Annotated in this window: 7 protein-coding genes; 1 reads left to right on the top strand and 6 read right to left on the bottom strand. The window is 45.0% G+C overall.

The annotated features are described in order from the left end of the window. Window positions 1-4: 4 nt before the first annotated feature. The 4 genes from TBC1_RS11630 to ybeY all read right to left on the bottom strand — a co-directional run bounded on the left by TBC1_RS11630 (window position 5) and on the right by ybeY (window position 7,197). A complete protein-coding gene (locus TBC1_RS11630) occupies window positions 5-3,691 on the bottom strand; it encodes a sensor histidine kinase (protein ID WP_062042479.1) in 3,687 nt (1,228 codons plus the stop codon). Window positions 3,692-3,798: 107 nt separating this feature from the next. Next, entirely contained in the window at window positions 3,799-4,590 is a 792-nt protein-coding gene (locus tag TBC1_RS11625) for a class I SAM-dependent methyltransferase (protein WP_262490427.1), read from the bottom strand. 165 nt (window positions 4,591-4,755) lie between these two features. Continuing rightward, on the bottom strand, window positions 4,756-6,627 hold the full coding sequence (mnmG, locus tag TBC1_RS11620) for a tRNA uridine-5-carboxymethylaminomethyl(34) synthesis enzyme MnmG (protein WP_062042473.1): 1,872 nt from the start codon (window positions 6,625-6,627) through the stop codon (window positions 4,756-4,758). A gap of 147 nt (window positions 6,628-6,774) precedes the next feature. Then, entirely contained in the window at window positions 6,775-7,197 is a 423-nt protein-coding gene (ybeY, locus tag TBC1_RS11615; RefSeq protein ID WP_062042470.1) for an rRNA maturation RNase YbeY, read from the bottom strand. Between the two features lie 233 nt (window positions 7,198-7,430). Between ybeY and TBC1_RS11610 the strand changes: the two genes are divergently transcribed. Next, window positions 7,431-7,727, top strand: a complete 297-nt coding sequence (locus TBC1_RS11610) for a hypothetical protein (RefSeq protein ID WP_062042468.1) — start codon at window positions 7,431-7,433, stop codon at window positions 7,725-7,727. 73 nt (window positions 7,728-7,800) lie between these two features. Here TBC1_RS11610 and TBC1_RS11605 read toward each other — a convergent pair whose 3' ends face one another. Both TBC1_RS11605 and TBC1_RS11600 read right to left on the bottom strand, forming a co-directional pair. Next, window positions 7,801-11,151, bottom strand: coding sequence for a DUF4175 family protein (locus TBC1_RS11605; protein ID WP_062042466.1), 3,351 nt, complete (start codon window positions 11,149-11,151; stop codon window positions 7,801-7,803). Between the two features lie 144 nt (window positions 11,152-11,295). Beyond that, the gene (locus TBC1_RS11600) at window positions 11,296-13,437 is read right to left on the bottom strand and encodes an adenylate/guanylate cyclase domain-containing protein (protein ID WP_062042463.1); all 2,142 of its coding nucleotides are present in this window, start codon (window positions 13,435-13,437) and stop codon (window positions 11,296-11,298) included. Window positions 13,438-13,527: the final 90 nt, after the last annotated feature.

Raw genomic sequence — 13,527 nt, 5'->3', positions numbered from 1 at the left:
TAAATTAGTTTTTCAGCGCAGGAAGTTCAATAATAAATGTGGTTCCAAGGCCGTCCTCAGAAGTAAAACTGATATCACCCCCGGTTGAATTGATGATATTTTTCACCATAGCCAGCCCCAGTCCCATTCCTGCCGATTTGGTGGTAAAGTTAGGCGAAAAAATCCTGGATTTCTGTTCTTCGCTGATGCCTGTTCCATTGTCTCTGATACTGACAATATGCTTGTCCTCCTGATTTTCAAGAATTATATTGATAATCCCTCTCTTTCCGGAAGGAATGGCCTGAACTGAATTATTCAGCAGGTTGATGAAAACCCTCGATAGCTGTTTTTCATCGGCAAATACATAACAGGGCTTATCCGGTAAGGTCAGTATGATATCTGTTTCCGGATGTTCGGTGAACAAAGCCATGGTTGAGCGGATTATCTCGATCAGTTCAACCTTTTTGTTGTTTGCCTGGGGCAGCTTTGCAAAATCCGAAAAAGCCGTTGCAATGGATGAAAGGGAATCTATCTGTTGAATGAGGGTATGGCTGGTCCTTTCAAATCGCTTGTTCCAGTCCGGGGCCTGCTCTTGCCACGATTTTATAAGATGCTGTATGCTTAATTTCATCGGGGTAAGCGGATTTTTGATTTCATGGGCTACCTGTCTGGCCATCTCCCGCCACGCACTCTCGCGTTCCGAACGGGCCAGCTTTTCAGCACTCTCTGTAAGTTTTTCAACCATGTTGTTGTATTCATTGATCAGATCACCCAATTCATCCTGCCTGTTGTAATCTATTTTTTCATTCCTCTTTCCCAGGTTCAGACTGCTGAACCTTTCCCTGATCAATTGCAACGGCCGTGTCAGGTAACTGCCTACCAACAGCGAAATAACCACTGCTATGGCCGTGAGAATAACGTAAATATTGATGAATGCAACCAGAAATGTTGAAATTTCCTGACGCAACTCCTGCTGCCTGGCAAAATAGGGAAGATTGATGTAGGCAGTCAGTTTATTCATGTCGTTTCGGAAAGGGAGGTAGGCAGAAAGATAATTGTAATTTCCTATCTGCTCATTCGTAATGAACATGGTCCGTTTGTTGATCGCGAGTTGTTTGTAAGCATCGGAATTCATCTGCATCGACTTCAGTCCTTCTTCGAAAATCTGCGACCTGGAGGATGCAAGCAGCGATCCGTCAACATTGTAAAGATTAATATCGCTGAAGAACACCTGCGAAAACTTGGAGAGCAGCTCCTCAAGATAGGGTTGCTGAGACTTTTCCAGCAAATCCATCGCAGCCAGTTTATGTTCCAGTTCAATCAGCACCGAATGGGCCTTTTCGCTCAGCATATCCCTGTTTTTCTTTGCATTCAGGCTTTTGATGTTTTCAAGAATCGTGAAACCGATCAGGGTAGATGCAAAAAGAATGAGCATAATCAGCATAATCTGGAGACGGGTGCTCAGATCAAGGTTTCTCTTTTTCCCTTTTCTGAAAAGCCATAGTATACCGAATATGATAAGAACAAGGAATACATGAAAGGTAATCTGATAGGTGAAAGGAGCCAGTATATCGAGCAATCCGTCTGCTTTTTTGCTGATAATGATTGAACTGTCATCATCAATCACATGATAAAGATGAGTATACCCGTTCTTTTCAAAGAACCGGAAATCTTCCCGGTTGTTCTGATAGGCTGACTCATAAATGCTGTACGAATATTCACCCACATTTTTCACCAGTTCATTTCTTGAATAGATTGCCCAGGAGTAATTGCCTGTTTCTGCAATACCGGTCTGTGAGCGGTCCAGAAGCAGTTCGGGATAACCCAGTCCTTTAGGTGCGTATTTTTTTATCAGCTCAATCACCACAGATATCCTGGCCGGTTCCCTGTCAGATTGCCTGATGGGCACTTTGGCAATATAGTTACCTTCGTCATACGATTCCCTGATATAATAAAAGTTAGCCGAAGCAGTCCTTTCGCCCAGCTGGGATATAATGCCTTCGAAGTATTCATTGCAGTTGATGATAAGGTTCGAAGGTTTTATAATCAGTGTTTTTTCCGGAAAGCAGAGGGTAACCTGGGAATTGTATTTTGTCCAGAAACCTCTGAAATATGTCTGAAGGATGTAGTCGGTGCACGCGGGCTCACGGGCAGGAGAATACCATGATTCATTGATTTTACGCCTGAGAAGGGTATCGGCCGCCATTTTTTTCTCAAGGTCAGTAAACAGATATTCTGCTATTTTATCCCTGTCTGATGATAACCTGACAGCCATAAGCTTACGTTGGCTGTTTTCCTTGATTTTTCTGTTGTGGTAATAGCTGTATGAGGATATAGAAGTAAGGACCAGAATAACAGAGAAGTAAGATACCACTGAGGGGTGTTTTAATCTGCCGGAATATATCCGCATCAGCAATAGAAGGTAGATCAGCAGAAGAATAAAAATTTTCCAGTCAGGGGAATACAGGTCAAGCATGGAGGAAACCTGTGAGAATAAAATGGTAATCAGCACAGAAGTAATCATGATAAACCTGTTTCCGCTGTACGCATAAGTATCCCTGAGCAGCGGAAAACTGATAAGGAAAAAGGAAACCAGGATCAGGGCGATGATCAGAAATCCGGTAAAACTGAACACGGTAAATTCAAGTATTTTGCTGAAATCAAGCTGAAGGGTGGAATTTACCCATATGGTTTCAATCAGGTAGCAGGAAACGAAGAACAGGGCTATGGTGAATGCAAGAGCCAGGATGAGGTAAGGTGTGCCGGGTTTTGTCTGATTTTCAGGCTTTGAGATTTTCTGATAGTATTTGTAAAACAACACAGATGTAACAAACATTCCGGTTACAGTTGTAAGAAGATCACCAAGGGAAGGAAATATGCGTGACGAGGCATAATAAACGGCGTTGAAAAGTTCCGTTTCATCCAGAATTGAAGGAATTCGGAAGTACTGGAGTATTGCACGCAGGATGGCAACGTCAGCGATGAAAAGAAAAATAAGTATACGCTTGTTTTCGAAAGGAGCAAATCTCAGGTATAGGTGATAGAGTCCAAGGATAAGGCAGACAAAGGCAAACAGGTACAGGCTGTATATCATCATGCCTGATGCATTTGTCAATCGTTCTGCCGGGGAGGGCTGAATATAGAGGAGGGTCTCTCCTTCTCCGGTAATAACCGGATAAGGGGTGACTTCACCCGTTATGATCCATGATGCAGGAAGGTTATACGAGGAGCCAAAAGCCGATTGAAGGTAGTCATTCTCATAAGGATATTCATGTTTGATAAGGTTAGCGATCAGTAGCTTATTCGGGCCGGAGCTTCTGCTGAGCACCTGATAATGACCGTTGGTAAATTTCAGAATGCGCCTGTTGGGGAGGGCGTCATGATCGATCTGATCGAATAGAAAATCGTTATCCGACCAATATACCGGTGCCATATCCCTGAACAGGTAAAGGCTGAAACCTTCAGGAAGTTCACCGGCCACGGAATCAAGAAGCGCTTTTTCCGGAACGGACTCTTCAAGCGGAAAAGTTTTCAGGATTCCTTCTGCTTTGTTGAAATTTTCATTCAGTGCTTCATTGAAATGCTTCACCAGTAATTCCGGACTTCTGCTTCTGTCCGAAAAGTGAACAGCCAGCAAAGCGATCAGGATACTTAAAAGTGAAAGTAAGGGGAAAAGCCAGAACGGAATTTTCCGGGTTAAACCATTCTTCATGGCGAAAATTTTATAAATACCAGAAAATCAAATAAATAAGTGCAAGCAAAAATCAGGCCATATACGGGACGATTTCTGTTTCCGAGGGTAAATATACTAAAGAAGGGTTAAGTTGCGTCAGCGGCCTTTATTTTAACTCCGGGCTTTCTTAAAATATAAATCAGGCTTGAGTATTCGTTATTCCCCATACCGGCCATAAAATTTGAGATAAATCCGCGGTAAGCGGCCCGGACAAAATATAGAGAATGGTTCATATATTTTTCACTTAATAGTGAAATATAGTAAGAGTCAAAAAGCATGGGCCGGATATCTGCAATTTCAAACCGGTGTTTTCGGGCCAGATATTTTACGGAGCTCCGGTTAAAATGAAAGAGATGCCGGGGCACATCCCAGGCAGCCCAGTATTTGCCGTAGTAAGATGCGTCATAAGAGCGGGGATTGGGCAAAGCAATAAATGCATAGCCCTCCGGTTTAAGCAAGCGGTAGATTTGCTCCATTCTCTCATTGAGGTCTCCGACATGTTCGAGTACATGCCACAGGGTGATTACATCAAAGGTTGAAGGAGACATACTGTTCAGGTTGCCGGTATCCGACACATTCAGTCCGTGAACCCCGGAGGCGTATCCCCTGGCCTGCTCGTCTGGTTCAACCCCGGTGGCAGTATAGCCTTTTTTCTTGCACTGATTCAGGAACTCTCCCGTGGCGCATCCAATGTCCAGAATTTGGTTGCCTCTGGAAAATTGGCGGATCAATCTTATTTTTTGTCTGAGAGTATGGTTGCGTATTAACTGATAAATGCGGCTTTGAAGATCAGATTTTTTATTGGAATGAGAAATATATTCCTTCGATTTATAGTAAGCAGATAATTCATGGGCTGCCGGCCTGGGCCAGGTGAACATCAGGTCGCATGCCGGGCATCTGTAGATGCTGAATGACTCCCGGGTGAGAAAGTAGTCTTGCAGTTCATGATGTTTTATAAGTTCCTTATTATCACATAATAAGCAATTCTCTGGAACTGAAATCGGGGATTGTTTCACGTGAAACATGTTAAGAGGGTTGGTTGACTATTTGCTTAAAAATACAACGAGAACCGAAATGTCGGCCGGAGAAACTCCGTTTATTCTGGATGCCTGTCCGATGGTTGCTGGCCGGATTTTGCTTAGCTTTTCCCGGGCCTCGAATGAGAGGGAAGAAAGTGCGGAATAGTCAAAATCGGGTTTCAGGGGCATATTTTCAAATTTTGAAAGGCGCTGGGCAAGCTCCTGTTCCTTTTCAATATATCCCTGATATTTAACCAGTATTTCTGTTTCTTCAATCAGCTCTTCGGCCAGATCTCCGAAATGATCAAAGTGATCTTTGAGGAAAGGTAAGCCGGAAATCAATTGGTTCAGGCTGATCTGAGGGCGGAGAAGTATGGTGTCGAGCTTCACTTTTTGTGAAATGGGCGCTGTTCCTGCCTGCTCCAGAATGTGGTTAACCTGATCGGGCGTTACACTTTCTTTTGCCAGGACTGCCATTGATCCGGCAACCGCTTTACGTTTCATTTCAACACGGTCGAATCGTTCCCGGCTAGCAAGTCCTAATTTATAGGAAATGCCGGTTAGCCGCAGATCTGCATTATCCTGCCTCAGCAAAATGCGGTATTCGGCCCTGGATGTGAACATCCGGTAAGGCTCGTCAATGCCTTTGGTGATCAGATCATCAATCAGCACCCCGATATACGCCTCTGAACGCTGAAGGATGAATGGCGGTTTTTCCTGTAATTTCAAATGGGCATTGATCCCCGCCATCAATCCCTGGGCGGCAGCCTCCTCATAACCGGTTGTGCCATTGATCTGGCCGGCGAAATAGAGATTTTCAACCAGGCGCGTTTCCAGTGTGTAATGAAGCTGATAAGGCGGAAAATAATCATACTCTATGGCATATCCGGGCCTGAAAATCTTTGCCTGTTCAAATCCGGGAATCTGAGTCAGGGCTTTATATTGCACATGATCGGGAAGGCTCGACGAAAAACCGTTGATGTAATACTCCACTGTGTCCCAGCCTTCAGGTTCAACAAAAAGCTGGTGTCTGTTCTTGTCGCTGAAGCGGTCTATTTTATCTTCAATTGACGGACAGTAGCGGGGTCCCCTGCCGGCAATTCTTCCGGCATACATCGGAGATTCATCGAATCCCGTCCTGAGCGTATCATGCACACGGGTATCTGTGTAAGCAAGGTAACAGCTCCGCTGGCGAAGCAGTTTAGGGGTATTGGTAAAGGAAAAACGGCCGGGTGTATCATCGCCTTTTTGTTCTTCGAGTTTGCTGAAGTCAATGGTTCTGCCATCCACCCTGACCGGAGTGCCGGTTTTCAGACGCGCAGATTCAAATCCCAGATCAGTCAGGTTTTCGGTAATACCGGTCGATGCACGGTCACCCATTCTTCCGCCTCCGAATTGTTTGCTGCCGATGTGAATGATGCCGTTGAGAAAAGTCCCGTTGGTGAGAATTACTGCACGGGCTTTGATGGTTTGGCCCATCGCGGTTTTTACGCCGTTGACCCTGCCATCGGCGGTAGTAATTGCGATAACGGTATCCTGCCAGAAGTCAAGGTTGGGGGTTTGCTCAAGCATCTGCCGCCATTTGATGGAAAACTGAACGCGGTCGCTCTGTGCCCTGGGGCTCCACATGGCCGGACCTTTCGATTTGTTGAGCATGCGGTATTGTATCATGGTATGATCGGTAACGATGCCCGAATATCCTCCCAGGGCATCGATTTCACGCACGATCTGCCCCTTGGCAATACCTCCCATGGCAGGATTGCACGACATCTGGGCTATGGCCGCCATATTCATGGTGATCAGCAAAACCGACGAGCCGAGGTTGGCTGCCGCTGCCGCCGCCTCGCTCCCGGCATGGCCGGCACCCACCACAATTATATCATATTCTTTAAACATTCAGATTTGTTTCACGTGGAACAACGTTCACCGAACCGATGATTCAGGAAAAATATGGATCAGCAAACACAATACAAACCCGCCATTAGCCGGCTGGCAGAAGGAGGCAAAATTACGAATAAAATGGATAGCGGTGATGTCCGGGTTTCAGGCAAAGAGAGCCAGGCATTCTTCTTCTTTGCTGCGCATAAGCGCGGCGTCCTTCCGGGTTTTATCCTTATATCCGCATAAATGCAGAATGCCGTGTATCATAACGCGGTTCAATTCTTCAGTAAATGGTTTCCCATACATGGTGGCATTCTCTTTTACCCGAGGTATGCTGATAAATACATCACCCGAGACGGTATCCCCGGCTGAATAGTCGAACGTGATTACATCCGTCAGCGTATCGTGATGCAGGTATTCCACATTCATATTGTACAGGAACTCATCGCTGCAAAAAATAATGCTGACCTCTCCCGCTGTCCTGTTCTGCTGACTGATACAGTTCAGCATCCAGGCCCTGGTATGTCTGATCCCCCTGAGCCGGTAGTTTACATCTTCACGGTAAAAGTTAATCCTGCCCGCCATAAAAGTACACGTTGGTTTCTGCAAAGGTACAATAAGTGCACGGGTTCACGTATGCTCCCATCCGGTGTTTTTATCCGCACTTTCTGAATGCTGCGGACAATCGGCTTCGGGAAGAACATCCCCCGGGAAAAGAAAAAATTCTGACGGCACGGGAAACCTCTGCGCAGGATCCTGCGTATAATAGCCATCCTGAAATTTGACTTTTTCAAAATCATAACACAAACCATGCTGAAATGAAAATAAATAAACTGAAAAGAACCGGAGCCGCTGTGTTCTTATTGCTCTTTGTTGTCCTGTTACTCAGCAGTTGTGCCGATGTCACCCCCATTAAGGAGTGCGTGAAGGATGAACCTTATGGATTCCTGGGCGGATTATGGCACGGGGTAATCGCACCGGTTTCATTTATCGGAAGCCTGATCAGCGATTCAATAGCCATGTATGCGGTAAATAACAACGGGGGTTGGTATGATTTCGGGTTCGTTCCCGGAGCAGGAATTTTGTTTGGGAGAGGCAGCAGGGCAAGCCGGTAAAAAGCCTTATCCGGATATTTCATAAAAAAAGCCGGACAGTGCCGGCTTTATGATTTCAATATTCAGGTTGCGTTTATTGAACCTGACCCGGAATGGAAATAAAATATTCGTTTACCTTGTTACGGTAATAATTCTTAAACGAAGGCGGAATGGTCCGCAGCAGTTCTGTTTCCCTGGAGGGCAGCCCGATGCTGTCGAAAAATGAGGCAGGATCCGGCCTGGGAACGTCCCTGCCTTCATTTGATTCCCGCCTTTCCTCCTGTTCCCGCTGCATTTCGGCTTTTTCGGATTCAAGGAGACGTGTCAGTATTTCTTCCTGCCTGCGCATGGTTTCCTGGTTGATGATTTTGTTCACCAGTTCCGTCTCAGTCCTTTCCATATCCTGAATCATCTTATTCAGGCCTTTATCACTGAGCCTCCCCTCCTTTTGCATCTGGTCGCGATACTCCTGAAGTTGCTTTCGCAATGATTCCTGCTCCGCGGCCATCCTGGCCAGCTGTTCGCTCATACCATTACGACCAGTTTTTCCTTGTTGTCCTTTGCCCTCCTGCATGCTTTTTTTCATGGCCTCCATCTGCTGGTTTAATTTTTCCTGCATCTGACGCATCGATTTCATGGAAGGTTTTCCCTGACCCGGCATAGGGCAGCTCTTTCCTGATTTGCCCGACGATTTCATGGCCATATTCTGCTGCATCTGCTTAAGTGATTCTGCAAGCATCAGCGCAAGATTGTTCACCGAGGTCATGGCATACTGCTGTTTGTTAAGCACCGTTGAAACAACCCGGTTGTGCAGGGCCTCCATGGCCTGGTTTATGTTGTCGTTGATTGCTGAAATCTCCCTGTTTACAAATGATTCTATCATGGACTGGCGCTTGCTGAGGGCATAAAGGGAATCCTCAATCATAAGCAGGTTGTCCTTGATGGATTTTTGCTTCTCAATAATACCGGAATATTTCGGATCATTCCGTTTTAATTTCGACAACTCATCCATCACCGATTCCTGATCGAAGGAAGTTCTGACCAGATTTTCAAGTATGATGCGCAACGCTTCGATATCTTCTCCCAAGGCTTCCTCTTCCATCTCCTGTTGCATATCAGAAAGCATTTCACTCATCTGCTCCATTTTATCGGATGCCTCTTTCTGCTTTCCCGAAGCCTGCTTCATCTGCTTTTTCCCGAGGCTCTCTTCCGACTGATCAAGATCCTTCTCAATTTCCTGTTGTTTATCTTCCGGATTTGAAAAGTTATTCGGTTCTTCAAGCGATTTATTCTTCTCCTGCAGATCTTTCAGATCCTCCCTGATTTTATCAAATTTTTCGCTGATCTTCTTTTGTTCTTCACCCAGTTGGTCTGAATCCTTTTTATCTGCAGCACCGGTCTCTTCCGACAGTTTTTTCTGTTCATCGGCCAACGCCTTTAATTTGTCAATGGTTTCTGTCAGTTTCTTATCAAACTCAAGCTGTTTGAATAACTCAAGATTCCTGTCAAGATTCTTCTCAAGATCTTCCGCACTGAACTTTAACTTATCCATTACCTCATTCAGCTTGTTTTTATCCAGGTTATCCATCATTTGCTGAAGCTCCTCAAACAGCTTCTTCATCTCATCTGTCATAATCTCTTCAAAGAGTTTCTCCAGTTGCTGCTGTTTCTCAAGAATGTTTTCATTCACATCCTTGTACTGCGACTCTTTCTGATTCGATTTTTCGTGCTGCTCTTTCATCTGTTCGACCTGCTTCTGAAGGTTTTTCTGACGGTCGAGCAGGTCCTGAATCTGCTTTTTTTCCTGATAATTCAGGCTTTTTTTATCAAAAAGGTTCTTATTGAGATTTTCAATTTCCTTCTGAATGGATCTTGCCTCATCCAGGCTCTTCTCAAGTTCGCTTTTAACATTCTCCTGATTCTTTTTTACCATTTCCTCTATTTCCTGTAAAGAAGGAATCCGGAAATTCATCTTATGGGATCTGGAAGACTTACTTCCGTTTACCCCGTCATTATCCCAAACCTGAAAATAGTATTCCGCCTCATCGCCGGGAACCAGTCCGGCATTAGAAAGGTCAAAATAATGATAGAACGCCTGCTGCACATTCTGCTTGTCAATCGGTACCGTTACCGAAGTTTCCGCTGAATTTGTGCCTTCACCGGTTTTTCTGGAAAGCCGGAATTCAAGTCTGCTGAATCCATAGTCATCCTTAATCAATCCCCTGAAATACAATCTGTTATCGTAAATGGTGTCTCTGAATTCTTCAACATTGATTACAGGAAAAACATCAGGTATAACATTGATAAAGAATGACATAGAGTCTGATCCTGTCATAAATTCATTTTCAACGCTTACACCATAATCAACAGCTGTCAGTAATCTGGCTGAAGTAACAAAAACATTGTTCTTATCCGTTTGGAGTGCCCTGGTTTGTTTACCGAGCCGGAAATTGATAAGCCGGGTATCCCTTGTATAAAACTTCCATGTTACACTGGTTCCCTGAGGAATGACAATATCCCCCGAATTGGAGACAGATTCGGGTTTAATACCGGTATAAAGCGGATAGTCCAGCTCCAGTTCAAAGTTCAGAATGGTTGGCCTTGGAAGAACAAGCAGTTCATATTCTGATGATTGATAACCTCCGGCAAGGAGCCGGAAGTACTGGCTTTTCTGAATTTTCTTAAAGGTGAATGAGTACTCCAGCTTTGACTCCTGCTGCATCCTGAATTCGCTTCCTTCAGATACCAGATAAACCTGATCGGGAATCTCCTCCCCTTTCACCGAAACCCTGAGTACAAAATCTTCCTGTTGAATAGCGGTTAAGGTTTCATTTTCAATATGAAAAGTGAAAGGAAGCGGTTTTGCAAAGGTTTCACTGTGCCTGATCAGACGTTTACCCGGCTCAGTGATGCTGGATGGGGCAAGCATTAGTATCGCCAGCAGAATAATTACCGGTGGCAGGGCATAAGGCAGATACTTTTTGTTTTTGCTCAGGTCGATGGCCGAGAGAAAGGGCACCGGCCTGAGTTGTGCAGCCTTCTGGTTTATCCCGGCCAGGATAAGTTCATCGGGAGCAGGGCTGGACCGGGCCTGTTTATGCAACTGAAGGGTATTCAGCAGGCTGTCTTTCACTTCTGAAAAGTGTTTCCCGATGATTTCGGCAGCAAGTTCGTGAGAGATGCGTTTGCCTGCCTTGTTGAGTTTCAGCAACGGAACCGCAACATACCTGCCCAGAATAAATGCCGCCCCAGCCAGATAGCTGTAAAACAGCACGGTTCTTACCGGGGGTGAAAACCAGGCAAACGATTCGAGAAGGGCAATGATCAGGAAAAAGGACCCCAGCAACGCGACGCTGTAGAGCAATCCTCTGATTAACTGATTTTTGTAATACTTTCTGATGAAAGCATCCAGTTTATCGATGAGTATGTTGTAGTGATCGTTCATGTTTTTCTGGCAGATTCCGGTTAGCTGGGTGTATATGTATAACGCTGACCGGAACGGGATGTTTTTCTCCGTTACAAAAGTAATGATTCGATCTGTTGAAAATCAATCTTATCCGTTGGTCATCAGCAACCGGGATGCCCGGATTTATTTTGCATCGTAAACCTCTATCCCGCTCCAGTCGTCGGAAATACCTTTCTGAATATTGGTACGGCAACGGTTTACATAAAAAGCAGCCACCGAATCCTGTTGGTTGATTTTAACGATTTCGCTGAATACTTTGAGTGCCTCTTCAAACTTCTTGTTTTTATAGAGGTCAATGCCCTTGCCAAATAGTGATTTGGTCTCTATTTTCAGTGTTTTTACCTCTTCGGGATCACCATCCAGTACTTCAAATACATAAACAGCTTCTTTTTTGCCTTTCACCCTGGCGACATCAAGAAAGCGGAAGTTGTATTTACCGGGATTTTCGAGTTTGATCAGGGTATCCTCACTGATAATGATCGAGGTATGATATATTTTGGTCAGACCTTCAAGCCGGGAAGCCAGGTTAACGGCATCCGAAATCACGGTTCCGTCCATTCTCCCCTCTCCGCCGACCACGCCCAGCATAAGGTTGCCCGTGTGAATGCCAATGCCCGAATCAATGGTTGGTTTGCCCTGATCAATGCGGTCGAGGTTGAAACGGGCCAGTGTCTGCCGCATCTCGATGGCCGCATCTATGGCATCATCAACCTTGTCGTGGAACAACGCCATAATCGAATCACCGATGAATTTGTCAATAAATCCGTTGTTCTGCCGGATAACTGGTTCCATGTAACCCAGGTAATGATTGATAAAATCAAAATTTTCCTTAGGCGACATTTCTTCCGATATCTCCGTAAAGCCCCGGATATCGGAAAACAGCACCGACATTTCCTTCTGAACCTGATCGCCCAGCTGAATATCCACAAAATCCTGCTTACCCAGAAATTCAAGGAACTGATTTGGAACAAACCGTGAGTAGGCCTCATTCATCCTTGATATCCTGAAAATGTACTCCCGCAGCCGTGAAGTCATCTGATTGTAGCCCTCCGACATCACTCCGATCTCATCATTGGTACGTACAATGGTAAAATTATCGAGCATCCCCTCCCCCGTTTTTTGCATACTGTTTACCAGTTCATTCACCGGTCGCACAATATCGGCGGTTGACCAGTTAACGAAAAAGAGAATATAGATAAATGAAACCAGGATGCCGCTGAAGATTCCGATAAACATAAGGGCATTGTCTAAGGCGCTGATATAATAGAACCCTTTAAAGTCCTCATTATTCTGCAGTTCAAAATCAGGGCCCATAAAATCAACCAGCCTGCCAAGCATTATGCGCATTTCCGAAGCGCTGACTTCTCCCATCTCCCTGATGGGTGTCAGGCTCAGGATAAGATAAAGGAGAACAATTGCCAGCGGCAGCAGCGTGGTCATTGCACTGGCGATGTAGAGCCTGTTACGGATTTTTCCGGGATTTTTCCCGAAAATTCTTTTCTGAAGCTCTTCGCGGGTGTATATATGCTCAATATATTTTATATGAACACGGTGTTTCTGCCAGAAATAGATAAAAAGCACCGTAAGCAACGAGGCCACCAATGAAATAAACAGGTAGTTCGAAAACATTCTCCGGCTGATCGGATCATTTAGCATTTCGGGGGTTTGCAGCTGGTAAATCATTAGACCGTGAACAATGCTGAATGCAAGCAAAACGATTCCTGAATTGATGAGTGGCGTATAGAGTAAAAACCGCCGGCAGTGGCGGTAAAGTTTCGGGGAGATTCTCCGGCCCTTGCGCTTCCGGTTAAAGTAACGCCGGAAAGGAATGTTGATGGCAAAGCCGGCAATGGTGCTGAACAGGATGACAATTCTGAACAGGGAGGAAAAGGTATCTGAAAATGCTGATGAGGTATTGTTTCCGGGGGAATTACCCACCTGAATGTTAATTCCGCCTGACATCTTTTCACTGTTCGGACTGACAGCCTCAGCGGAAATATTGTCATCTGGGGGGATATCCCGGTCATAGATTTTTTTCTGTGCTGAAAATGCTTCTGCCTCCAGGGCAAGAGTATCTGCAGTCAACTGTGAAACATTCAGCGAATCAGTTTCCTGCATATTTCTGAATACACCCTTTTCGGTGAGTTGCGGAAAGCTTTTAAGCAGCATAAATACCAGCATCGGGAATACCAGCATGAAGTACAGCAGTATGGGGAATAAAAAGACCCTGCCGATACGGTATTTCGGAACCCTGGATTTTGCCATTGAATTTATGCCTGAATTTCAGGATATCTTTTTGATAATACTGGTTAAACGCTTAGGGAAATACAAAGTTACATTAAAAATGGCCTTCAG

The organism is Lentimicrobium saccharophilum, assembly GCF_001192835.1.
GTDB classification, from domain to species: Bacteria; Bacteroidota; Bacteroidia; order Bacteroidales; family Lentimicrobiaceae; genus Lentimicrobium; species Lentimicrobium saccharophilum.
This window is presented reverse-complemented; position numbering and strand designations above follow the sequence as displayed.